At 62.6% G+C, this 23,753-nt stretch carries 16 protein-coding genes; 8 read left to right on the top strand and 8 right to left on the bottom strand.

From position 1 onward, the window contains the following. Positions 1-115 precede the first annotated feature (115 nt). The 6 genes from GGR38_RS22955 to GGR38_RS22930 all read right to left on the bottom strand — a co-directional run bounded on the left by GGR38_RS22955 (position 116) and on the right by GGR38_RS22930 (position 10,801). The gene (locus GGR38_RS22955) at positions 116-1,363 is read right to left on the bottom strand and encodes an MFS transporter (RefSeq protein ID WP_183629208.1); all 1,248 of its coding nucleotides are present in this window, start codon (positions 1,361-1,363) and stop codon (positions 116-118) included. 15 nt (positions 1,364-1,378) lie between these two features. Continuing rightward, positions 1,379-4,045 (bottom strand): glycoside hydrolase family 2 protein, encoded by a 2,667-nt coding sequence (locus GGR38_RS22950; RefSeq protein ID WP_183629206.1) that lies wholly within the window; start codon positions 4,043-4,045, stop codon positions 1,379-1,381. Positions 4,046-4,062: 17 nt separating this feature from the next. Beyond that, positions 4,063-4,989 (bottom strand): alpha/beta hydrolase fold domain-containing protein, encoded by a 927-nt coding sequence (locus tag GGR38_RS22945; protein ID WP_221227226.1) that lies wholly within the window; start codon positions 4,987-4,989, stop codon positions 4,063-4,065. After that, on the bottom strand, positions 4,986-6,884 hold the full coding sequence (locus tag GGR38_RS22940; RefSeq protein WP_183629204.1) for a glycoside hydrolase family 2 protein: 1,899 nt from the start codon (positions 6,882-6,884) through the stop codon (positions 4,986-4,988). The genes GGR38_RS22945 and GGR38_RS22940 overlap by 4 nt, the downstream gene beginning before the upstream one ends. 113 nt (positions 6,885-6,997) lie before the next feature. Further along, on the bottom strand, positions 6,998-9,247 hold the full coding sequence (locus tag GGR38_RS22935; protein WP_183629202.1) for a TonB-dependent receptor: 2,250 nt from the start codon (positions 9,245-9,247) through the stop codon (positions 6,998-7,000). A gap of 210 nt (positions 9,248-9,457) precedes the next feature. Further along, positions 9,458-10,801 carry an FAD/NAD(P)-binding protein gene (locus tag GGR38_RS22930; RefSeq protein ID WP_343059211.1) on the bottom strand — a complete coding sequence of 448 codons (1,344 nt, stop codon included), beginning with the start codon at positions 10,799-10,801 and terminating at the stop codon, positions 9,458-9,460. 205 nt (positions 10,802-11,006) lie between these two features. Between GGR38_RS22930 and GGR38_RS22925 the strand changes: the two genes are divergently transcribed. Together GGR38_RS22925 and GGR38_RS22920 are read left to right on the top strand one after the other, a co-directional pair. Beyond that, entirely contained in the window at positions 11,007-12,266 is a 1,260-nt protein-coding gene (locus tag GGR38_RS22925) for an MFS transporter (RefSeq protein ID WP_183629198.1), read from the top strand. 70 nt (positions 12,267-12,336) lie between these two features. Further along, positions 12,337-14,589: a TonB-dependent receptor gene (locus GGR38_RS22920; RefSeq protein ID WP_183629196.1), complete on the top strand. Its 2,253-nt coding sequence runs from the start codon at positions 12,337-12,339 to the stop codon at positions 14,587-14,589. Between the two features lie 133 nt (positions 14,590-14,722). Here GGR38_RS22920 and GGR38_RS22915 read toward each other — a convergent pair whose 3' ends face one another. Next, positions 14,723-15,310: a nitroreductase family protein gene (locus GGR38_RS22915; RefSeq protein ID WP_183629194.1), complete on the bottom strand. Its 588-nt coding sequence runs from the start codon at positions 15,308-15,310 to the stop codon at positions 14,723-14,725. 422 nt (positions 15,311-15,732) lie between these two features. Next, positions 15,733-16,671: a LysR family transcriptional regulator gene (locus GGR38_RS22910; protein ID WP_183629192.1), complete on the bottom strand. Its 939-nt coding sequence runs from the start codon at positions 16,669-16,671 to the stop codon at positions 15,733-15,735. A gap of 149 nt (positions 16,672-16,820) precedes the next feature. Here GGR38_RS22910 and GGR38_RS22905 point away from each other — a divergent pair, with 149 nt between their 5' ends. From GGR38_RS22905 to GGR38_RS22880, 6 genes are read left to right on the top strand one after another with little or no spacing between them, the layout of a single operon-like run. Then, positions 16,821-19,031: a TonB-dependent receptor gene (locus GGR38_RS22905; RefSeq protein ID WP_183629190.1), complete on the top strand. Its 2,211-nt coding sequence runs from the start codon at positions 16,821-16,823 to the stop codon at positions 19,029-19,031. Positions 19,032-19,043: 12 nt separating this feature from the next. Further along, entirely contained in the window at positions 19,044-19,961 is a 918-nt protein-coding gene (locus GGR38_RS22900; RefSeq protein WP_183629188.1) for a DUF6282 family protein, read from the top strand. Then, positions 19,961-20,704: an HpcH/HpaI aldolase family protein gene (locus GGR38_RS22895; RefSeq protein WP_183629186.1), complete on the top strand. Its 744-nt coding sequence runs from the start codon at positions 19,961-19,963 to the stop codon at positions 20,702-20,704. Before GGR38_RS22900 ends, GGR38_RS22895 begins: the two co-directional genes overlap by 1 nt. Next, the gene (locus GGR38_RS22890; RefSeq protein WP_183629184.1) at positions 20,701-21,552 is read left to right on the top strand and encodes a cupin domain-containing protein; all 852 of its coding nucleotides are present in this window, start codon (positions 20,701-20,703) and stop codon (positions 21,550-21,552) included. The genes GGR38_RS22895 and GGR38_RS22890 overlap by 4 nt, the downstream gene beginning before the upstream one ends. Continuing rightward, positions 21,549-22,868, top strand: coding sequence for a spinster family MFS transporter (locus GGR38_RS22885; protein WP_183629182.1), 1,320 nt, complete (start codon positions 21,549-21,551; stop codon positions 22,866-22,868). The genes GGR38_RS22890 and GGR38_RS22885 overlap by 4 nt, the downstream gene beginning before the upstream one ends. Positions 22,869-22,879: 11 nt before the next feature. Continuing rightward, positions 22,880-23,548: an NAD(P)H-dependent oxidoreductase gene (locus GGR38_RS22880; protein WP_183629180.1), complete on the top strand. Its 669-nt coding sequence runs from the start codon at positions 22,880-22,882 to the stop codon at positions 23,546-23,548. Positions 23,549-23,753 lie beyond the last annotated feature (205 nt).

Raw genomic sequence — 23,753 nt, 5'->3', positions numbered from 1 at the left:
ATCGTGTGCAACCGGCAGGCGCCCCCAATTGGGGTACGTCCCTGAGGATTCCTGCCTATGCCATCATTCCAATCCTGTCAATTGGTCATTCCAATTGACAGGGATCTGCCGTCCATCATTCCTTGATCTTGCGAACCAGCATCCACAAAATCGCACAGCCCACCAGATCCAGCCCGCACAGGCTGACAAACAGTGGGTTATAGCCAAAGGAATCAGCGCTTTGCCCGATCAGGAAGGTGAACAGGATACCCCCGATCCACGCCGCCGATCCGGTCAGACCACTGACCGTACCCACCCGGTTGCTGGGGAACATGTCCGAACACAGCGTAATCAGCGCGCCATTGAGCATCTGATGCGCAAAGCCGCCGATGCAGAAAAAGCCGATCGCCATCATCGGGCTGGAGGCAAGGCCGATACAGGCCGGGCCAGCCATCAACAGCGCCCCGCAGGTCATGGTGATCTTGCGCGAGGCAATCACCCCCGCCCCGCGCCGGATCAGCCAGCCCGGCAAAACCCCCGCCGCCAGCGACCCGAAATCCGCCGCCAGAAACGGCAGCCATGCCCAAAGAGCCACGGCCTTCAGATCCAGATGCCACGCGCTGACCAGATAGAGCGGGATGAAAAAGTTGAAGGTCTGCCACGCCGGTTCGGCAAAGAAGCGCGGCAGAGCAATCGCCCAGAACGAGCGCTCCTTCAGCAGCGACCAGCGGCTTGGCACCGGGCCGTCAGGCGCGGCGGCGCCTTGTCCCTCACGGATCATCGTCAGTTCTTCGTTTGAAAGCCGCGCGTGCTCCTCGGGCCGCCGATAGCAGACCCACCACATCACCGCCCACACCATGCTGAGCGCGCCCGACACCACAAAGGCCGAGCGCCACCCCCACCACAGGATGCAAAAGGCCACCAAGGGAGGGGCGATCATATTGCCGACGCTGGTGCCCATCTGAAACGCGCTGGTGGCCAGCGAGCGTTCACGCGCGGGGAACCATTCGGACACGACCTTGGCCCCGGCGGGAATGGCGGCAGCCTCATTCGCGCCCAGCAGGCTGCGGAAAAAGGCAAGGCCAACCCAGCCGCCCGCCAGCGCGTGCAGAGCATTCGCCACCGCCCAGCCCACCGCAAAGATCATGAAACCCAGCCGCGTGCCCAGCGCATCAAGCACCGCGCCCGCCACCGTCTGCATCACCGTATAGCTGGCCTGAAAGGCGATCACGATCCAGCTATATTGCTGGGTCGTGATGCTAAGCTCCGCCTTCAGCGTGGGCGCGGCGACCGAGAGCGTCGAGCGCGCCAGATAATTGAGCACAGTCCCAAGCGTCACCAGACCGATGATCCACCAACGCAGGGATTTGATTTTACCAGCCATTTAGGAAGAGTACCTTTACTGCGCGTCAAGTTCGATCAGCGAAATCCGCGCCGGGGCGGCGCCCGCTTTGAACTCCAGATCGATCTGGCCCTTGGAGGTGACATCGAAACTGCGCGCCACCGCCGCAGCATCTGCCGCCGGAGCGGCCGGTTCGAAAGCGCGCAGGATGGATTTGCCATTGGCGCGGACATCGAAGCCGCCCTTGGCCTGCCCCGCCACGGCCGGGAACCAAAGGGTCAGCTTGTAACGCCCGGCGGGCGCGGGAATGTGATAGGCAAAATCGCCCTTGCGATAGGTGGCGATGGCATCGCGTTCCTGGGTGCCCTCAATGCGGGCGAGCTCGGCCTTGCGACCATAATCGGCGGGCTTGTCCAGACTGGCCACCTCGCCGCCCTCAAACCAATTGTCCGAACCAAGCAGGCGCGTCTTGCTTTTCGCCGCAACCAACGCGCCAGTGTCGATGGCAATATGCCCGCGCTTTTCCGGCGAGAGCGTCCATGTGATCTGATCCTCAACTGCCGCGCCATGACGGATGCCGCGCGCCACCAGCCGGTTCTCGCCCGCATCCAACGTCACGGCAGGCCATACGCAGACCATCTGCGCGCAACCCTCGCGCTTGCCAAGCGAACGGCCGTTGAGCAGCAGTTCAGTGCTCTGCGCATTGCTGTAAACCTTGACGTCGGTGATGCCATAGGCCCGGGTTGCATAGCGCCGCCCGGTGATGCGGATCGTGGGCGCGTCGCTCCAGTTCGCCTTGTAGAAATACCAGGCGTCCTTGCGGGTCTTGTGGTCATAGGCGACCAGACCCTTGGTGTTGATGTCCTGCGCATCGCCCTCGGTGCGCACGGTGGTGGCAAAATCGAAGGAATTCCACAGCCACGAGGCATAGAGATAGGGCCGCGCGGCAATCTGGGCCAACGCGGTTTCGTGGATATAGGATTCATATTCTTCCGGCTGGGCCGCGCCGCGCGAATCCGGCGCCCCGCCCAGCACATTGTCGGTATGGATCGTCAGCGCGCCGCCCGCGCCATATTCCGTTACGGACAGCGGCTGTGCCGGGCGCTTGGCATGCAATTGGTCAAGCGCCGGGCCAAGATCCTGCTCCTTGCCGAAATACCAGCCGAAATAGCGGTTCGCCCCGCCCAGATCGGCGGCCACCGCCGTTTCGGGAATGGCCACATCCGCGCCGAACAGCCGGCCTTCGCAGCAAGTGGCCAGAGCGGTCGGGCGCGAGGGGTCCTGCGCCTTGGCCAGCGCCTGCAGCTCATGCAGCAGCGGCATGGGATCGGGCGTCTTGCCATCGGTGCCGCCCCGGACAAAAGCGGGCAGCGAGTTGCCGAAATCGACCTCGTTGGCGATGCTCCAGATGGCAGTCGCGGCGTGGTTGTAATTCTGGTGGATCAATTCGCTCAATTGCTGGCGCACATTAGCCACCAGCGCGGGGTCCGGCTCCATCTTGCCCATCATGGTCCAGGCCGAAACCAGCGGCACTTCGTCCCACAGCACGAAGCCATAGCGGTCGGCCAGATCGTGGATCACCTGCCCATGCTGATAATGGGTCAGGCGGATCGAATTGACGCCCATTTCGCGCATGGTGGCCACGTCTTCCTCGACATCGGCGGGGCTGATTGCCCAACCCTTGCCGTCGCGGTCCTGATGATAGCCCACGCCATGCAGGACATAGGGTTTGTCATTGAGGAAGAAGCCCTTGTCGGCATCGAAGCGCATGGTGCGGATGCCGAAATTCTGCTCGACCGTATCGCTGACCTTGCCATCGGCGCCCAGCACCTCGGCGCGCAGGCGATAGAGATAGGGATCGACCACGCCCTGCCACAGATGGGCGCCGGGAACGGTCAGATCGGCGGCCACTTCCTGCGTCGCCTTGACGCCAAGGGCCTGCTTGACCGTGGCCTGCGCCGCCACCTTGCCATCGCGGTCGATCAGGGCGATCCGCGCCGAGGCCGCAGCCGCCTTCGCTCCATCGTTGGTCAGACGCAGGCGGACATGAACCTGCGCATCGCCGCCCTGAACCGCCGCCGTGTTGGCATAGAGGCCCGGCCCGCCAAAATCCTGCATGTCCACATGCAAAGGCGCGGTAGAGATAAGCCGCACCGGGCGATAAAGCCCGCCATGGACGAAAAAGTCGCCAAACAGCGGCAGGACATCCGAAGTCGACGACCCGGCCGCAGGCTGTGAATTATCCACCCGCACGGCCAGAACATTGCTCTGCCCCGGCTTCAACGCCGCGCTGGCATCCAACCGGAACCGCCCGAACCCGCCGCGATGCTCGCCCAGCAGCACGCCGTTGAGCCAGACCTGCGCCACCCGGCTTGCCGCGTCAAATTCGATCCACGTCTTGCGCCCGGCAAGATTGGCGGGCGCATCAAAGCGGTGGCGATACCAGCCCACGCCCATTTTCTTGGCAACCGTGGCCGCCGTGTTCGTGCCGCCCAGATCGTGGTGGTAATAGCCCACCCGGTTCCACGTATGGGGCACGGAAACGGCCTGCCATGCGTCATCGGCAAAATCGGGTTTGGCGGCATCTGAGGGAGCGTCCTCGCCAGTAAAGCGCCAGTCGGAGGCGAGCGGGAGAACCGTGCGGGCCTCCTGCGCGGCGGCATGGGAAGCAAGCGCGGCGCCAAGGGCAAAGGCGGCGGTGCGGACGAGAAGGTGTGCGATCATCGGGGGGTACTTTCCGCTTATTTGCCGGTGATTTGCCCGGTTATGTGATTGTCTTTGAGCCACAGCGCATATTGGTCGAACCATGCATCGCTGGTCGTGCCATTGGGCTGCGAGGCGAAACCATGCCCGCCCGCGCTGTAGAGATGGAACTCCACCGATGCGCCGGACGTGCGCCATGCGTGAAGCATGCTCAGATCCTGCGCCTTGAAAAAGCGATCATCGGCCGCAATCACCGAGAAGAGCGGCGGGGCATGGACGGGCACCTCTGTCCCTTGCGTGGGGCCATAGACCATGCCGACGAAATCGGGCCGCGCATCCGCCGCATTGGCCTGCGTCGTGGCCAGAACCGTGACCGCGCCCGCCGAAAAGCCCAGAATGCCGACCCGCGCCGGATCGACATGCCAGGCCGAGGCATTGGCGCGCACCATGCGGATCGCCGCCTGGGTATCGGCCACGGCATAGGGGCGGTTGTCCTCCTTGGGCTTCTCACCCTTTTGGAACAGCCCGGCCAAGGCCTGTTTGAAGGCGGGGAAACCGTCGCCCACAGACCCATTACCTATTGGCAAAGTGCGATATTTCAGGATGAACACCCGCACGCCCTGCTTGTCGAGGCGCTTGGCGACATCAAAACCTTCATTGTCCATGGCGAGGAACTGATAGCCCCCGCCCGGCACCAGAATGACCGCCGGGGCGACCGCATTGGCGGCCAGCGTGCCGGGCCAGAGCAGGAGCTGCGGCTTGCTGACATTATAGACCAGCCGCTGATCGGGCGTCTGCTGCGCCCAGCCCTCACGCGCGGGGTTTTCGCGCGGGAGGGTGATGGGCAGATCCACCGCCTTGCTGACCGGGGGATTGGCGACGGGCAGAACGCCATCGACCCATGCCCCCGGCGCGGCGCTTGTCGAAGTGGCCCACAGGGCCGCGATCAGGGCAAGGCGCTTCACTTGGGCGTCTCCTTGGATTTCAGCGTGTAGTAATTGGCCAGCACGTCAAAGGCCAGCTTATGCTGCCCGGTCTCCGAAATCAGCCCCTTGCGGTTCCAGCCCATCTGGAAATCGGGATTCTGACGGCGGGGCGAGCGGAAATCCTTGAGGATCCAAGGCGACAATCCGCGCAGGGTCGGCACCCGCTCGGCCATTTCCAGCGTCTTGCGATAATATTCGGCTTGAAATTCCTCGGAGAATTTCTGCATCTTGTCCGGGCTGTGGAAACCCGATTTCGCGTCTGCGCCAAATTCCGAAAACACCAGCGGACGGTCGGCGGGCACATGCCACACGCTGCCCGGCAGGTCCGACAGGCGATCACCGGTGTACCAGCCATTATAGGTGTTGATCGAGACGATATCGAGATCATTGGCCAGCGGATCGGCCATGGTCATGGTCGGCGCGCCGGTCCCTTCCTCGCGCTTGACCAGCAGGGCGGCGCTGACCAGACGGCTGGGGTCGAGGCGGCGAACGTCACCGATCAGCGTGCGCAGGAAAGCGTTGCGATCATCATTGACCGGGGTTTCATTGGCCACGCTCCAGATCACCACCGAGGCCCGATTGGAGTCGCGCAGGATGTTTTCGGCCAGCATGTTGCGCGCGGCCGCCAGCGTGCCGGGGTTATTCCACGCCACCATCCAGTAAACCGGCACCTCGCTCCACACCAGCAGGCCAAGCTTGTCGGCGGCGCGGGTCATCACCTCGGAATGAGGGTAATGCGAGAGGCGGACGTAATTGCCGTGCAGCCCGTTCTTGATCTCGCCCAGCAGCGCGGTGGCGGCCTCGGGCGTGATGACGCGGCCCGGATTGGCGCTGATCTCTTCCTCATGCATCGAAATGCCGCGCAGGAAAATCGGCTTGCCGTTCAGCAGGATATCGGCGCCCTTGCGTTCAATGGTGCGGAAACCGATCTGGTCATGCCAGACGTCCTCGCCCGCGCTCAGCGTCACATCATAAAGCTTGGGATTTTCCGGCGACCAGCGCACCAGCGAGCGCGGCGCGGGAATCGAAGCCTTCCAATTGCCCTGCGCGTCGGTTTTGCCCGGCACGTCCAGCTTCAGTCCGGCGATCGTCAAATGCAGGCTCTGCCCCGCCGCCGATGCGCCATCCAGATGCGCCTGCGCCTCCAGCTTGCCATCCGTGGTCAGGCGGACGCTGGCATTATCGACATAGGTTGCGGGCGTATGCACCAGACGGATGCCCCGCGTGGCCCCGCCATAGTTTTCCCAATCGGTGACGGTGGGGGGAACGGTGGTGGCGGTGGCCTGTGAATCGACGGCGAAGGTGATCTGGTTGTCGCCATCGCGCAGCGTCTGCGTCACTTCAAAGGCGAAAGGCGTGAAGCCGCCCTCATGCCGACCAAGCGGCTTGCCGTTGAGATAGGCCGTGGTGGCATAATTGGCCGCGCCGAAACGCAGGAAATAGCGGCCCTTGCGGCCCGCGGGCGCGGCAAAATGGCGCTGATACCAGACAACACCCTGATAATGGCGCATTTCAGGCGATGCGGCCAGCCATGATCCGGGCAGCGAAGTGGTCTGGGCATGGGCCATGTCAAATTCGAACATGGTGCGATTGTCGCTTGCCATGGTCTTGCGCACGTCAATATCCAGCCAGCGCTGCTGGCCCCGGTCAGGCGTTTCGCCATGGAAACCGGCGATCCCCGCGCGATAGGGGTCGATCGAATAATTCCATGTGCCGGAAAGTTCGGTGCCTTCGCGCATGTCGGCCGAAACCAGCAGCGGCTCATTGGCAATTGTGGCCAGAGGCAGCGCGGTGGGCGCCTCTTCGGCCAGAAGCGGAAAACTGCCCGTGACAAGGGCCGCGGCGAAAAACCTGAGTGCGTGGGTCTTGCGCATACCGTCTCCAAGGATGGGATTTCGCCCGGCCCCATATGGCGGGCCAAAATTCTTCGCGCACAGGGCGCGCAAAAAAAGGCCGGGCGGTTTTGGCCGCCCGGCCCTTAGGTGGATCAGAAGTTCAGGCTGGCGCGCAGCCCGCCATAGCGGCGGAAGTCACGCGGCAGGACCGCCTGCGTGGTCATGGCGTTGCCCCAGCTGGCGTTCGAGTTGATCAGCGAGGGATAATACTGCTGGTCAAACAGGTTGTTGACGAAAGCGGCCACTTCCCAGCGGCGATTTTCATCGCGGATGCCAAGGCTCAGGTTCACGATCTCATAGCCCTTCTGGAAGGTCTGGGGATCGCGGGCGGCGTAATAGACGCTGCTCTGATGCTGGACATTGACCTGCGCCAGACCGCGCAAGCCATCGCGGATCTGGGGCGTATATTCCGCCGTTGCCGACATCTTGAACTGCGGCGCCTGAACCGCGCGGGTGCCGGTCAGGTTCTGGCTGGAGGGCGTGCCCGCAACGCAACCCTGAGCGGCGGTCTGGCCGGGGTAGCACTGGGCCACGGGATAGTCATTGTACTTGGCGTCCAGAATGGCCAGCGAGGTGTTGAAGTTAAAGTCGCTGCTGGGGCGATAGCCGGCGTCAATTTCAAAACCATGCGTGCCAAGCTTGCCCACATTGGTCAGGCGGAAATTCGTCGTGCCATCGGCCAGCGTTTCGATGCTCTGGGCCTGAAGGTTCTTATAGCTGGTGTCGAAATAGGTGACGTTCAGCGTGACCTTGCGGTCGAAAAGCTGCGAACGCACACCGAATTCAATATCGCGCGAGGTTTCCGGCTTGATCGGCCCGGCCGCCGCGCGGTTGGCGTTGAAACCGGTGGTCAGGTCATAGGTCTGGCCCTTGTAACCGGTCGAATAGGTCACGAAAGCATTGATGCGCGGCGTGAATTCATAGCGGGCGCTGATGCGATAGGTCGCGGCCGTATCTTCGGCGCTGCCATTGAAGCGAGCATTACCGTTCTGGATGTCGTTGAACGTGTAAGCGATCTTTTCATTCTGCACGCGCCCGCCGCCGGTCAGGGTCGCCTTGGGCATGAACTGCCAGTCGGCCTGAACAAAACCGGCGATCTGGCTGGACTTCGAGGTCGCATTCCAATTGGCCAGCGAGAAGGCCGGACCGCGATAGAAGGGGCGCTCAAAGTCGACATTGGCGTAATAGGCGCCCACGGTATAGTGGAAGGGCTTGCTGCCATCGGACAGCAGGCGAACTTCCTGCGTAAACAGCGTCGACTTGAACGTACCGACCTGAATATTGTTGAAGCCGACCGCCGCAGAGGAAGTTTCGTCGGAGTCGAAATAGTCGTCCAGACGGAACTTGTCATAGGAAGTAATCGTCACCAGCGAGTGATCGCCCAGCGCAAATTCGCCGCGGATATTGCCGCCGCCGCCCTGATACTTGGTGCGCGAAGTGTAGTTGAGGCTGGTGTTCTGATTGCGCGGCCCGACCACAACGCCCGGCAGCACCTGATCAATGGTCTGACCAGCGGTGCCGCGATACAGGGCTCCGGCGGCCTGCGCGATGATCGGACGGCCGATATTGGTGTTGCCGTTCATATAGTTGAGCGAAAGGGTCAGCTTGGCATCGCTGCTCGGCTCCCAGCGGAGCTTGGCGCGGAAATTGCCCGCTTCACGGCCGTTCAGCTTTTGGCCGTTGAACAGGTTGCGCACATTGCCTTCCCACTTGGAATAGGCCCCCGAAAACACATAGCCCACGGTCGGACTGATCGGGCCGGAAACGCTGGCATTGACCGCATATTCCTGATCGGTGGTCACCGTGGCATTGGCGCGGACCTTGAGCGTGTCGCTCGGGCCACGCGTGATGATATTGATCAGACCAGCCGAGGCCGCCTTGCCATACAGGGTCGACTGCGGGCCGCGCAGGACTTCGATGCGCTCCACATCGGGCAGGTCGGTGAAGGCGCGGGCCTGAAACGCCATCGGCACTTCGTCGACCAATACCGCCACGCTGGGCTCAACGCCAATGCCGAAGGCGAAAGTGCCAACGCCGCGCAGCGACACGTTGGCATTCACCGGATGCTCGGCCGGGCGGATGGTCAGCGAGGGCGAAACTGCACCAAGGTCCTGAAAATTGCGGACGCCTGCGGCCTGAAGCTGGCTTGCGCCCAGCACAGAAACGGCCAGCGGCACGTTCTGGACATTTTCAGCGCGCTTTTGCGCGGTCACGATGATTTCGCCCGTGTCGGGCTTGTCAGACGCCTTGGCCGTATTGCTCTGCGCATGGGCCGGGCCAGCCAACAGACCAATTGCAGCCGCGAGCGCGGCGACGCACACGGAGTTGTGGAAGCTCTTCATACCATCCCCTGATGATGCCGGACTGAATCGTCCTGTTTGTTTCAAGGGAGGTTCTACATAATGGCCTAACCAAATGCAAGACTGGTTTGGCACATTAGCGCAAGATGGTCCGGCGATTGGTCAAAGGCTGTGGTGATCAGATGTTTGGCCGAAATTGCCCCGCCGATTCCCTCACCGGCCGTGCAATCATCGCCGGAGCAGGACAGAGCTCTACAGCCCCTCGCCGCCAACCCAATGAGAATCAGTCAGAAAGCGCGCCAGATCCCACACCTGTCGACGGATGTCGGGCACGGCGACAACCTCCCATGCCTCGCCCTTTGTCATCGGACCGATGGCAAACAGGCCGGATTGGCTCTGCCCCAGGGTGTTGCGCAAATGACACTGGTGATCAACATCCAGCCCAAGGCGATGCGCATCGGGCCGGGCAAGACCGTTGGCCAGCAATTGGCCTAACAAGGGTTGCGGATCGCGGGTGATGTCGGCTTGCGGCCCGGTGCATAGGATGATGCGGTCGAAGCGGCGCGATTCCTGCACCTGCGTATGACGCCTGCGCCATGTGACAAGCGCAGCGTCCCCATCAGGATGGGCGGAAATCAGGGATCCGGCCAGACATTCAAGCCGCCCTTCGGCCTGCAATTGTGCAACCCTTTGCGCCACCTCGGGGGCCAGACGATGGCGATGGACGTCCCACCATGGCCGCAAATGCCGCAGAAAACGGGCCTGCGCCTCTGCATCATGGGCCCGCCACAGACGTTGGGTATGCGGCCGCAATTCGTCCACCGCATGGCGCCAACCCACCGCCTCAGAACGCCGCCGGACGTGTCGCAACAAGTGTGATCCGCGCGCTTCGGGCTGGGACACGGGCGCGGCGCTGGGGCCGACCAAAGCATGGGCGCGCGGCACCAACCCACGGCGCGAGATGGCCGTAATTCGCTCGGCACAACCTCCCCGGTCGAGACTCAAAATCCAGTCCACTGCGGTCAACCCCGTGCCGACCAACAGCACCTCGCGCGCATCACCCACATCTCCCACCCATGGATTGCGAAGCAAAACCTGCGAGGAAAGATCAGAAAACAAAAGTATATTCGCAGACGCCGCATTCCCCGTCGCCAACACCAGCGCGTCGCTTTCCACCACGCGACCATCGTCCAGCCGCAAGGACAGGCCGCCCCCGCGCCGCTCCATGGCGACGGCCTCGCCCTTAACAATGTGCAACTGGCCCGAAGCCTCACGCCCCGCCACCGCCAGCAGGTCGTGCAAATAGGCACCATAGGTCAGGCGAGGAACGAAGCGATTGGCCTGATCACCTGTGTCAGCGCCCGGTTCCAACCCCCGCCCCAACCCGAGCCAGCGCAGGAAATGCCCCGGATCATCGGGAAAGGCCCCCATATTAGAGGCCCGGACGTTGAGCAGATGGGCCGGATCGCGCGTGCCGTAAGCCATGCCGCGCGCCAAACGCTCGCCATCGCGCTCGATCAGCACAACTTTAGCGCCGTGGCGCAACAGGTTGATCGCCAGCAGCGTGCCCGAAAAACCGCCCCCCACAATCGCCACGCAAACCGGCATTGGTTACGCTGCCCTGCCGATGATCGAACGAATTGCTTCAACGGAAATGAATTGTGCCATTGCTTTTCTCACACCCGTACCAAACTCAACCGTTTCGATAGACACGAATGCCATACGTTGCGGCAAGGGCTGAATACGGCGGAAAGCGCATACTCTACCGCTGCAGTAGAAAATCTTGCTGGCGGGGCAGACCTTGGGTGACTATCCCCCGCGCATGACCGCCCGCCTTACCCCTTTTCGCCGCAACCTGCTTTTCGCTCTGGCGCTCAGCGCAGGCATCCTCAATCTGGTCGACCGCCAGATCATCGCGGTTTTGAAACCCACCATCGCCGCAGAATTGCATTGGAGCGACGATGATTATGGCACGCTGGCCGCATGGTTTCAGACCGGGGCGGCGTTTGGCTTTCTGGCGGCGGGCTGGATTGTCGATCGGTTGGGGGTGAAATGGGCCAACCCGTTGGGGGTGGCGGCGTGGTCTGTGGCGGCGATGGCCCATGGCTGGGTACGCTCGATGGTGGGATTTACCGCCGCGCGCATCGCCCTTGGCGCGACCGAGGCGATGGGGACGCCATCAGGCGTCAAAACCATCGCCACGATCTTTCCGACCCATCTGCGCAGCGCCGGTTTTGGTCTGTCCAATGCGATGAACAGCATGGGCGCGGTGCTGGCGCCTTTGGCGATCCCTTTCGTGGCGGCCGAATATGGCTGGCGCGCGGCTTTTGAACTGGCGGGGGCGGCGGGGTTGGTCTGGGCAGCGCTTTGGCTGGTGGCGACGCGGGGCGTGGATCTGCGGGGAGATGCGGCGCGGACCGTGGGCGGGCGGCTGTTTTTCTTCGAACGGCGGACATGGGTGATTGCCGTGGCCAAGGTGCTCTCGGATGCGACTTGGTGGCTGCTGCTGTTCTGGATGCCCGATTATTTCCATCGCCAATTCGGCCTTTCGGGCACTGGTCTGGCCGTGCCGCTGGCCTTTGCCTATGGCGGAGCGGCGGTGGGGTCGCTTTCGTCGGGCTTTGTCTCGGCGCGATTGCTGGGGCGCGGGGTGTCAGTCAATGCCTTGCGCAAGGGCGTGATGCTGGCCAGCGCGCTTTGCGTGGTGCCGGTGCCTCTGGCGCTGGGCAGCCATGCGGTGTGGCAGGCGGTGGCCATCATGGCGCTGGCACTGGCCGGGCATCAGGGTTTTTCGACCAGCCTATTTGGCCTGATCGCCGACATCGTGCCGCGTGAAAAGGTCGGGCGCGTCACCGGTTTTGGCTCGTTCTGCGGCAATCTGGGCGGCACGGCCATTTCCAAGATCAGCGGCCTCGTGCTGGCGGCCGGGCTGGGTTACGCGCCGCTGTTTGGCTTTGCGGCAGTGTCCTATCTGCTGGCGCTGGGCTGGATCCATCTGTTGCTGGGCCGGATCGAAGGGCTTGAAAATCATGGTAATGTAGCCCCAGCTATCGGCCACTAAAGATCAAGTTTCTTTCTCTACTCATTTGGTTGACTAATAGGTGCGGGCAAGGTTCATTACGGAGGACACCATGACCCGCCCCCACACGCGCAGCCTGCTGCTGGCCAGCGCGCTTTTCCTTCCCGCCGCTCCCGCGCTGGCGGACGAAGCCGCAACTGCACCGGCGGAAATCACCGTCACCGCGCGTTATCGCAACGAAACGCTGCAACAGGTGCCGATTGCCATCACCGCCGTTTCGGGCTCCTCGCTCAATGATCGCGCGCTGCACAATCTTCAGGATCTCTCGGCCACGGTTCCCTCGGTCGATTTCCGCAATGGTTCGTCGAACAAGGATCGCACGATCTTCATTCGCGGCGTGGGCACGATCTCGACCTCGCCGGGCGTTGAGCCTTCGGTTTCGACGGTGCTGGACGGCGTGGTGCTGACCCGCGCGGGCCAATCGACGCTGGACGTGGGCGAGGTGGAGCGCATCGAGGTTTTGCGCGGGCCGCAGGGCACGCTGTTTGGCAAGAACGCCAGCGCGGGCGTCATCAGCATCGTCACCAAAGGCCCCAGCGCGCGCACCGGCGGCTATGGCGAGGTCAGCGCCACCACCGACCAGGAATATCGCGCCAAGGCGGGCATCACCGGGGCGATTGCCGATGGCGTGAATGCGCGGATCGACGGGCTTTACACCAATTTTCGCGGCAATGTGGACAATCTGGGCACGGGCCACAAGGTCAATGGCTTTGAACGCTATGGCGCGCGGGCCAAGATCGAGGCCAATCCCACGCCTGATCTGAAGCTGCTGTTTCAGGCCGATTATCTGCAATCACGCGACACCGCCGTCAGCGTCTATACGTCCTCGACCCAGACCGCCTATCCAACCGGCACCGTGACGGACAATGCCACGCTTTCGGGCTTCCTTTCAGGCGCAGGCATCACCCCCAGCGCGACCAACCGCCGGGTCAGCACCAATTTCGACACCGATGTGCGCGACAAGAATGCAGGCGTTGGCCTGACCGCCGACTGGTCGCTGCCCAAGGGCTATAAGCTGACCTCGATCACCGCCTATCGCAATTGGAAAAACCATCAGCATCAGGACTTTGACGGCATTTCCGCAATCAGCGCCGCGATCCCCCAAGGCGAAGATTATGGCGATGTCTCCTCGCGCCAGTTCAGCCAGGAATTGCGCCTGACCAGCCCCAAGGGCAAATTCTTTGACTATGTCGTGGGCGCCTATTACCTCAACGCCAAGACCGACGAGCGCTATCAGCGCCAGATCACCCGCGTGGTGTCGGGCGCCAATGTGGCGACGACAGGCGTGGCCAATTACGGCGTGACCAACAACAATTACGCCCTGTTCGGCGAGGCGAATTTCAACTTTACCAAGAACTTCCGCGCTCTGGCCGGTTATCGCTCGGTGTGGGATGAATTGAGCTATTACCACAACCGCACCTCGACCAATGACCCTGCCAATGCGGGCACGGGCGCGGTTACGGGCATTCAGGGCTATCACAGCAGCACCGGGCGCACCTCGACGCGGGGCGATGCCTATCGCTTTGGCCTGCAACTCGACCTTGGCGCCCATGCCCAGACCTATGTGACCTATTCGCGCGGCTATAAAGGCCCGGCCTATAATGTGTTCTTCAACATGCTCGCCCGCGATGAAATCGCACTGGCGCCCGAAACGTCGAAGAGCTGGGAGGCCGGGATCAAGGGTTCGGCGCTGGACCGCAAGATCACTTACAGCCTTGCGGCCTATACCACCGACTTCAACAATTTTCAGGCCAATTTCAGCGATATCGCCGCAGGCGCCATCGTCACTCGCCTGATCAACGCCGGGACCGCGCGCAGCCGGGGCGTCGAAATCGACCTTGGGCTGCACCCGATCCCGGGCCTCAGCTTTGATACGGCGGTGGCCTATAATGACGCCAAGGTGCTGCATTTCAACTGTCCGGCGGGCGCGGCCAACAGTTGCAACATCGACGGCCAGACCCTGCCCTATGCGCCCAAGTGGAAGCTTTATGAAAATGTCGCCTATCGCTTTGGCGTGGCGCAGGGCTGGGATCTGGAGCTGCAAACGGATGTGACGCTCAAAAGCGCCACGCAATATCAGTTGACGCAAACCCCAAGCACGATCCAGCCCGCCTATGCCCTGCTCAACGCCAGCGTGGCGCTGCTGGGTCAGGACAATGGCTGGCAATTGCGCGCCTATGTCAAGAACATCGGCAATCAGCATTACTCGAATCTGCTGAGCAATGGCACAATTGCCGGGACCAGCCGCCTCGTGCCCCGCGACGATGTACGCTATGGCGGCATCCTGCTGCGCAAGACGTTCTAAGCATTTTCAAGATGACCGGAAACGGTCATCGGCTCAGAAAATGCGGCAATCAAGGACAAGATCGTTTTCGTTATAAGCGGAAACGATCTGACAGCGAGGGGGGCGGCGTTGAAAAGCGCCGCCCCTTTTTGCTTTAAACCTTCAAAGCGCCGTGGAACGCGATTTCACCCACCGTCAGACGCGGGCTGGGCTTTTCGCGCGCCTGAAGCGCCTCGGGCAGATCACCGGCATCACCGCGCCAGCCCACGGCCACGGCGACTTCGACCTTATAGCGCTCACCGGCGCCCGTCACATTCCCCGCCGCTTCGGGATCGAAACCGGCCATGGCATGGGTCGACAATCCACGCTTGGCCCCTTGCAGCGCCAGATAGGCCCATGCCGCGCCCGCATCGAACGAGTTCCACTTGGCGGGCGTCGCCTCGCTGGCCCCCGGCGCGGTGATCTGCTTGTCGGACAGAACGAAGATCAGCGCCCCGGCCTTCTGCGCCCAGCCTGCGTTGAAGGGCAGCAGCGCGCCGACAAACGCATCCCAGTTCGCATCGCCGCGCAGTGCATAGGCAAAGCGCCACGGCTGATAATTGAACGCCGAGGGCGCCCAGCGCGCCGCCTCGAACAAAGGCAACAGGTCGGCCTCGGTCAGCCCCTGCTCGCTATAGGCGCGCGGGCTCCAGCGGGCGAGGAAATCGGGATCGATCGGGTGATCGGCATTGCGGGTGGTCATACAAGCTCCTACCTCAAATGGAAATCAGACGCTGGGAAACAGAAATTTAGTGATTTATTTCAAAATACTATATTAAATATTCAAGGGTTTTCCAATATTTATCAAATAAGATCTCTCCGAAAGACACCGGGTGTCGATCCCAGAATTGCCGCCCCTTACCAAAGCGTTTCGGGCCGATCTCGCCAGCTTCCAAATTAACGAAACGCGGATTCTCATCGCGTTTGGCCTCAGGCGTAAACCGACATAGTTCTCGCTCTCGTCCCCCTATCAAACGCTCCGGTGTGCCGTCCATGTATCGGCCTGGGCTTCTTGGAAGAATAAACCGGTCTGGGCACAAGAGGGAAGTCCTCCAGGCTGTTTGACAGCCCAGAGATAAGCGTCGTCGAACCGCCCCAGCCGGGCGTGGGGGACGACAATAACGCTCAGGAATTATAGATCGCCTGCCGCGCTGCCGGGATCTGCGCCTTCAGATGGTCCATGAAGATACGCACCCGATAGGGCATATCCTGACCGCTGTGCAGCACCCAGATGCTGGATTTATCGCCCGATGGTTCGACGCATTGATAATCGGCCAGCAAACGGACAAGGCGCCCGCAGGCAAGGTTGCGCCGCACAGTGATCGTGGGCAGGCGGGCGATGCCTGCCCCTTCGACGGCGAACATTTCGATCGAAAAGGCATTGTCGGTGCGGATCCGCGCCAGAATGGGCTGGTGCAGCAATTGCCCCTCGCGCTCAAACGACCAGCGCGTTTCATCATGCCCCTGATGGACGATGCATTGATGCACCGCCAGATCCTCCAATCTGTTGGGCATCCCATATTCGGCAAGATATTCCGGTGAGGCGCAGACGATCCGGTCAAATTCGGTCAGGCGCACCGCCACATTGCGGCTGTCGGGCAAGGTGCCGTAGCGGATCACGATATCAAACCCGTCCGTGGCCGGATTGACCAGATCGTCGGTGGTGACGATTTCCAGATTGATGCGCGGATAGGCACGCGAAAAGCTGGAAAGCACCGGCGGCAAATAGGTGTTCATACCAAAGTGCGGCGCGGCAAGCCGTATCCGCCCCGAAGGCGCCCCGGTGATCGCGGCCAGATCGTCGGCGGTTTCCTCCAATGCAATCAGAGACGTCTGCGCCCAATCCAGCGCCAGCGCGCCCGCCTCGGTCAGGCTGAGGCTGCGCGTGGTGCGTTTGAACAGGCGCGCATTGAGCGCCTTTTCCAGCGTCAGCAATTTGCGCGTGGCGGTCGAGGCCGAGATGCCCAATCCGCGTGCCGCCGCCGCAATGCTGCCCGAACGGGCCACCCGTTCGAACAGTTCCAACGCGTCATATTGAATATCGGAAAGCTGGTTCGGGCGCATCGGGCCTCGCTCCTATTATTGCAGAACGTGCAATACAGCCAAGCGCCGCGCCCCGATAGTCGCAAAGTGATTCCGCCGCTAGGAACCGGATGAGCGCAAGGCATAAAATCAGGCCAGCGCATCGAAAACGCGCATCTTGGGAGAGACGCATGAGGCATTCCGGCGAAGCCAGCCTTTCCGTGCTGGCGATTACTCTTACACTTTCAGCACTAATGCCAACCGCCGCCCGGGCACAGGACAATGCCGCTGCCCCCGGCGAAATCATCGTAACCGCCCAAAAGCGTTCGGAAAGCGTGCAGCGCACCCCGGTGGCCATCGACGTGGTATCCACCGCCACCGTCCAGAACGCCAATATCACCACCATGACCGGCCTGTCGCGCATCGTGCCCGCCGTCCAGATCGTGCAGGCCGCAGGCGCCACGCCGCTCTATTTCATGCGCGGCGTCGGCTCGCTCAGCGGCACCTCGCTCAACGATCCGGCGGTGTCGCTGTCCTATGACGGCGTGCCGCTGTTCCGCCAGTATCAGGGCAACGGCCAGTTCTACGACCTGACCCGCGTCGAGGTGCTGCGCGGCCCGCAAGGCACGCTTTATGGCCGCAATGCCACCGGCGGCGTCATCAGCTTTGTCCCCACCGCGCCCAAGCTGGGCGATACATCGGGCAGCCTTGGCGTGACCGTGGGCAATTACAACGAGATCGACACACGCGGCACGCTCAATGTCGCGGTGGGCGACAAGGCAGCCCTGCGCGCCTCGTTCCAGACGGCCCAGCATGACGGCTATCTCAACGATGGCGAACAGGACGACAAGGCTCGCTCGGCCCGCCTGCAATTCTATGCCGAGCCTCATGCCGGGCTGCGCATCAAGGTGGCCGCCGATTACAGCTATCAGGGGCAATTGGGCGGCGGCTATGCGCTGGTCGATCAATCCTTCTTCAACGGCTATGCAGCGGGCACCCAGAAGATCACCGCCGAGGATCGTGTCGGCTATCTTTCCCCGCGCGGGCAACTCTATTTTGCCGCGCGCAATCGCGGACGGCCCTATCAGACGCCCAATCTGCATTTTAACAACAACTTTTACGGCCTGCACGCGGTGGTCGATGTGGACACGCCCATCGGCACGCTGACGGTGCAACCGGCATGGCGCCATGCCGATCTGGACTATTACGCGGTCAACGCCTTTGCCCTCAACATTGCCGAACATGACGATCAATATTCGCTCGAAACCCGCCTCACCTCAAAGGCAGGCGGGCGGCTGACCTGGATTCTTGGGGCCTTTGCGGCCAAGGACGATGTCGACGCGGGCTATATTTACGACAATTTCAACCAGACCGGCTCGATCGCCCATTACCGCCAGATTTCCAAAAGCCTGGCCGCCTTTGCCGATGCAACGCTGCGCCTGACCGACCGGCTGCGCCTGCTGGGCGGCATCCGATATACCCATGACACCAAAGAAGCCAATGGCGGCCAGACCGATCTGGTGGGCGGATCGCAAATCCCGCTGGCGGGCAAGCGTTCGTGGGATGCGACCAACTGGCGCGCGGGCTTTCAGTTCGATGTCGCGCCGCGCATCATGGTCTATGGCACCGCGGCCACGGGTTTCCACGCGGGCGGGTTTTATTTCAGCCATGTCGTGCTGCCCACCGACAGCAACACGGTTGAGCCGGAGCGCATCACCGCCTTTACCCTTGGCGCCAAGACCCGCCTGCTCGACAACAAGCTGACGTTCAATGTCGAGGCCTTCCACTGGGGCCTGACCGGCCAGCAGGTCAGCCTGTTCACGCTGGACAGTCAGGGCGCGACGATCTTTCCCACCTATAATGCGGGCAAATCCACCAGCAAAGGCGTTCAGGTCGATCTGCAATATCAACCGACCCGCCTGACCAGTCTGGGCGCGCAGGTGGAATATCTCGACGCGGTGTTCAACAGCCTGACCTATGTGCAATCGCTGCCGGTCCAACCCGGATTCCTATGCCAGACCAGCGGAGCCGCGCCCCAGTTGCGCGTGGATTGCAGCGGCCAGCGCCCGCCGCAGGCCCCGCAATGGTCGCTCAACCTGACCGCCGATCAGACGGTGGAATTGCCGTCGGGCGCGGCCATCACCTTTGGCTGGCGCGCCCATTTCCAAAGCTCCACCATCACCGGCTTCAACTATCTGCCCGACGACATCCAGAAGGCGGTCTGGCAGCACGATCTGACCGCCACCTACAAGCCCGCAGGCGGGGCGTGGGATCTGGGCGTCTATGTCAACAATCTGACCGATGCCGTCATCAAGAGCAACGCCACCCATGCCGCCAATGTGCAGGCCTATCAATTGCGCCCGCCCCGCACCTTTGGCGCGCGTTTCAACCTGCATTTCTAAGGACAAAGCCCCATGAACGACAAGACGGAACTCGACGCGCGGATTGATGCGCTGCTGGTGGGCGCGATTGACCTGCATTGCCACAGCGGCCCTTCGGTCATGCCGCGTGAGATCGACCATATCGAGGCATTGCGCGAAGCATCCCAGGCCCAATTGCGCGCGGTCCTGTTCAAGGATCACTATTATTCGGTCACCCCGGTCGTGCGGCTGCTGGAAAAGCATTATGGCGATCTTGGCATCACCATGCTGTCGGGCGTGCCGCTGAATAACACCACCGGCGGACTCAACCGTTATGCGGTCGAACACGGGCTGCAACTGGGAGCCAATATCGTGTGGATGCCGACCTTTTCGGCGGGCAATCACATCCGCCACGATCATCGCCACCGCTCTTTGCCCACCACGCAGGAAATGCTGCAGCCCCAGATGCTGACCGTGGTGGACGATATGGGGCGGATCAAGGATGAGGTGAAATTCATCCTCGACCAGATCGCCGGGGCCGATGCCGTGCTGTCGGCGGGCCACCTGCATATCAGCGAGATCTGGCCGCTGTTCGAGGAAGCCAAGGCGCGCGGGGTCAACCGGCGGCTGGTTCAGCATCCCACTTTCGTGATCGACGCCAATCTGCGCGACATCGGCGAACTGGTGGCCGACGGGGCCTTTATCGAACACAGCATCTGCATGTTCGTCGAGGATTCCCGCTTCCGCTTCTTCGATCCCGAAACGCTGGACGGGCTGATCAAGGCGGGCACGGTGGAACAGACCATCCTTGGTTCGGATCTGGGCCAGATCAACAATCCCTCGCCGGTCGAAGGCTTTCGCTCGGTCATCCGCGTCTGCATCGATCTGGGCTATGATGACAGCCAGATCCGCGCGATGATCAGCGGCAATGCGGCAAGATTGATGGGGCTGGACAAGGCGGCGTCCGCCTGATGCTGGTGGGAACTTTCATCAAGACGCCGGCGGTGCAGGTGGTCGAACTGCTGGGTCTGGCGGGGCTGGACTTTGGCGTGGTCGATGCCGAACATGGCCCGTTCGACCGGAGCGCCGCCGATCTGATGATGGTGGCCGGACGCGCGGCGGGGCTGGACCTGTTCGTGCGCACCGCCGACCGGTCGGCCACCAGTGTGCTGTGGGCGCTCGACATTGGCGCGGCCGGACTGGTGGTGCCCCATGTGGACAGCGCGCAACATGCCGTCGAACTGGTGCAGGCGGCCCGTTTTGCCGGAGGCACGCGCGGATTTTCCAATTCGCCGCGCTTTGGCCGCTATGGCGCCTCCACCATCGAGGAAGCCATGGCGCTGGGCGACCGCGCCCGCATCTATGCCCAGATCGAAAGCGCGCAGGCCGTGGCCGAGGCCGAAGCGATCATCGCCACGGCGGGGCTGGACGGGGTGGTGGTGGGCCGGGCCGATATGGCGCTGTCCATGGGCCTGACCCGGCCCGATGCGCCCGAGGTGATGGAGGCCACGCGTCATGTGCTGGCGCTGGCGCGCGCCCATGGCAAGGCGGCCATCGTGGTGGTGGGGCGCGCCGCAGAAGCCGGCACCTTCATCGACATGGGCGCCAGCCACATCATCGTGGGTTCCGACCAATCCTTCCTGCGCGCCTCGGCGCTGGCCGCCGCCTCGGACATCCGCGCCCTTTGCCCCCGCCATCAGGAGCAGCAAGCATGAGTTTCGCTCAGACACGCCCGGCAAGCCGGTTCGACCTGTCCCACACCGCCCTGTCCCGCTCTGCCACACAGGCGTCCGGCGAATGGATCATGCGCGGCGCCAATTTCGTGGTGGCCTATGCCAATCTGCCCGCCGGGGCCACGCTTGAACGCGACAATCCCGATGAAAGCATCGTCTATTTCCCCGATGGCATGGCGCGCATAGAGGCGGGCGGCAATGTGGTGGAATTTGGTGCAGCGGCCACTGTGGTTATCCTGCCCCCCGGCCCCAGCCTGATCGAGATGACCGGCGCAGGCCGGGTGCTGCGTCTCTTTTCCAGCGCGGCGCAGGATCTGGCCGCGATGGCCGCCAATGCCGACATCTATGCCGACGGCGCGCCCGAAGTCGCCCCCATGCGGCCATGGCCCGCGCCCCACGATGGGTTCAAATTGCGCCATTACCGCGTCGAGGATTACCGCGACCGCCCGATGCGCATGTTTCGCAGCGCCAATCTGATGATCAATATTTTCGATTTCGATGGCCCGCGCGACATCATGGCGCTCAGCCCGCATTCCCATGCTGATTTCGAACAGGGCTCCTTTGCGATGGGCGGGCAATGGGTCCATTCTTTGCGCTATCCATGGTCCAAGCAATTGCGCGACTGGCGCGAGGATGAACATCTCGCCATCGGCAGCCCCTCGCTGCTGGTGATCCCCGCCACGGTCATTCACACCAGCCGTTCGACCGCGCAGGGCGGCAATCAACTGGTCGATATTTTCTCGCCACCCCGGCGCGATTTCTGCGATCTGGGCTATGTCTGCAACGGGGCGGAATATCCCGTTGCCGATATGGAGGGGGACAAGGAATGAAGCATCGGCCCGAAGAGGCAGTCGATACATCGCGCGCCTATCGTCGTTCTGCGCTGCTACTGCTCACACTGGTCTATATTTTCAATTTCGTCGACCGGCAGGTTCTCAACATCCTGGCCGAAGCGATCAAGCATGATCTGGCGCTCAGCGATACACAGCTTGGTATTGTCACCGGCCTTGCCTTTGCGCTGTTCTACTCGCTGCTGGGGGTGCCTATCGCCCGCTTTGCCGAACGCGCCGACCGGCCGCGCCTGATCGCGGTGGCGCTTTCGGTGTGGAGCCTGTTCACGCTGCTGTGCGGGGCGGCGGGGTCCTTTGCGCAAATGCTGATATGCCGCCTTGGCGTAGGCATTGGCGAGGCAGGCGGGGTTCCCCCTTCGCATTCGCTGATTGCCGAATTTTCGCCCAAGGCGCGGCGGGCCGTAGCGCTGGCGATATTCTCGACCGGGCTGCCGCTGGGCTCGTTCATCGGGCTGGGCTTTGGCGGGATTCTGGGCGATGCGCTGGGCTGGCGCTGGACCTTTGTGGTGGCGGGGGCGCCGGGCCTGCTGATCGCGGTGGTGGTCATGCTGGTGCTCAAAGAGCCGCGCCGGACCTTTCCCCTGCTGACCAGCACCGCACCGGCGGAGCCGCTGCGCGCCTCGCTCGCCTCCTTCCTCTCCACATCCACCTATCGCTGGACCGTGGCGGGCGGCGCATTACAGGCTGTGGTGCTCTATGGCACGGGCGCCTTTCTCGCGCCCTTCTTCCTGCGCGCGCATGGTCCGGAACTGGCCGCTCTGGCCGCCGGGCTGGGTTTGAAGGCGAATGGTTTTCTGGGCCTTGCCTTTGGCGTCACGGTCGGGCTGGCAGGCGCGGTGGGCACATTTTTCGGCGGATGGCTGGGCGACCGTTTCCATGGGGCCTCGCTCAAAAGCTATGTCACGGTGCCCGCCTTGGCCGGATGGCTGTCGATCCCGGCCTTTCTGGTGGTGTTTTCCTCCCATGATCTTGCCACCGCCTTTCTGGCGCTGGGTTTCGCCAATGCGATGATCAACGCCTATTTCGGCCCGATGCATGCCACCTGTCAGGGCGTGGCGGGGGCCAGTCGGCGCGCGACCGTGTCCGCCGTGACGCTGGTGATTGTCAATCTGGTAGGTCTTGGGCTTGGCCCGCCGCTGGTGGGTATGATCAGCGACCATGCCCATGGCGCGATGGCGATGCAGAGCAAAGATGCGCTCCGGCTTGCGCTGATGGCGATCAGCGCGGTGTCGCTGCTGGCCGGTCTGGCCTTCTGGCGGGCGCGGGCCTCGATAGACGCCGACACAGTCAGTTAAGGAAAGTCATCATGAACATTCTGGCGGTCTATTGCCACCCCGAACCGCAATCTTTCACCCATGCCATGCTGGATGTGGCGCAAGAGGCGGCGGCGCGCGGCGGTCACAGGATGGATGTGATCGACCTCTATGCCCGCCCTCCGGCCCCGCCCGCAGGTCCCGGAGATTTTGCCGTCCTGTCCGATCCTGCGCATTTCCATTATCAGACCGAACAGCGCATCGCCTGCGAACAAAGCACCTTCAGTACCGACATCGCGCAGGATCAGGCGCTGGTGGCAGGGGCAGACATATTGCTTCTGCTGTTTCCCCTGTGGTGGGGCGGCCCGCCCGCCCTGCTCAAAAGCTGGTTTGAAAAGGTGATGGCCTATGGCTTTGCCTATGTTGACGGCGCGCGGTTTGAGACGGCACTGTTCGCGGGCAAACGCGCGCTCTGTGCGATCACCACCGGCGGGACAGCGGCGCGCTTTTCGCAGGATGGCACCTATGGTTCCATCGAAAAGGTGCTGTGGCCGCTGCACCATTGTCAGTTGCGCTATCTGGGCTATGCCGTCGAGGCCCCCTTTGTTGCCTATGCCGCGCCCCGCGTCTCGCCCGAGGAACGGGGCGCGATGTTGCGCGATCTGGAAAGCCGCCTGAGCGAGGTTTGCGCCGGAGGTGGCGGCAAGGGCTTGCAAGGCTGAACCGCTGGCTTGCGGGCGGTCTGCTCTTCCCCCGCCTGGGGCGGGGTTTTGAACAAAGCGTCCCACATGGGCGTTCCGGCGCGGTTGTCGGGCAAAAGGATCACGCCTCCTCCTCCCTATGGCCCGCAGCCGGGGGCATGATCCGGAACCAGAGCGCATAGAGCGCGGGCAGGAAGACCAGCGTAAGCACCGTTCCGCCCAGCGT

Source organism: Novosphingobium sediminicola, assembly GCF_014196525.1.
Classification (GTDB): domain Bacteria; phylum Pseudomonadota; class Alphaproteobacteria; order Sphingomonadales; family Sphingomonadaceae; genus Novosphingobium; species Novosphingobium sediminicola.
This window is presented reverse-complemented; position numbering and strand designations above follow the sequence as displayed.

Excerpts from the sequence above, each read along its gene's own strand:
- GGR38_RS22955 (WP_183629208.1), bottom strand. The coding sequence starts at position 1,363 with ATGGCTGGTAAAATCAAATCCCTGCGTTGGTGGATCATCGGTCTGGTG.
- GGR38_RS22950 (WP_183629206.1), bottom strand. The coding sequence starts at position 4,045 with ATGATCGCACACCTTCTCGTCCGCACCGCCGCCTTTGCCCTTGGCGCC.
- GGR38_RS22940 (WP_183629204.1), bottom strand. The coding sequence starts at position 6,884 with ATGCGCAAGACCCACGCACTCAGGTTTTTCGCCGCGGCCCTTGTCACG.
- GGR38_RS22935 (WP_183629202.1), bottom strand. The coding sequence starts at position 9,247 with ATGAAGAGCTTCCACAACTCCGTGTGCGTCGCCGCGCTCGCGGCTGCA.
- GGR38_RS22920 (WP_183629196.1), top strand. The coding sequence starts at position 12,337 with ATGACCCGCCCCCACACGCGCAGCCTGCTGCTGGCCAGCGCGCTTTTC.
- GGR38_RS22915 (WP_183629194.1), bottom strand. The coding sequence starts at position 15,310 with ATGACCACCCGCAATGCCGATCACCCGATCGATCCCGATTTCCTCGCC.
- GGR38_RS22910 (WP_183629192.1), bottom strand. The coding sequence starts at position 16,671 with ATGCGCCCGAACCAGCTTTCCGATATTCAATATGACGCGTTGGAACTG.
- GGR38_RS22905 (WP_183629190.1), top strand. The coding sequence starts at position 16,821 with ATGAGGCATTCCGGCGAAGCCAGCCTTTCCGTGCTGGCGATTACTCTT.
- GGR38_RS22900 (WP_183629188.1), top strand. The coding sequence starts at position 19,044 with ATGAACGACAAGACGGAACTCGACGCGCGGATTGATGCGCTGCTGGTG.
- GGR38_RS22895 (WP_183629186.1), top strand. The coding sequence starts at position 19,961 with ATGCTGGTGGGAACTTTCATCAAGACGCCGGCGGTGCAGGTGGTCGAA.
- GGR38_RS22890 (WP_183629184.1), top strand. The coding sequence starts at position 20,701 with ATGAGTTTCGCTCAGACACGCCCGGCAAGCCGGTTCGACCTGTCCCAC.
- GGR38_RS22885 (WP_183629182.1), top strand. The coding sequence starts at position 21,549 with ATGAAGCATCGGCCCGAAGAGGCAGTCGATACATCGCGCGCCTATCGT.
- GGR38_RS22880 (WP_183629180.1), top strand. The coding sequence starts at position 22,880 with ATGAACATTCTGGCGGTCTATTGCCACCCCGAACCGCAATCTTTCACC.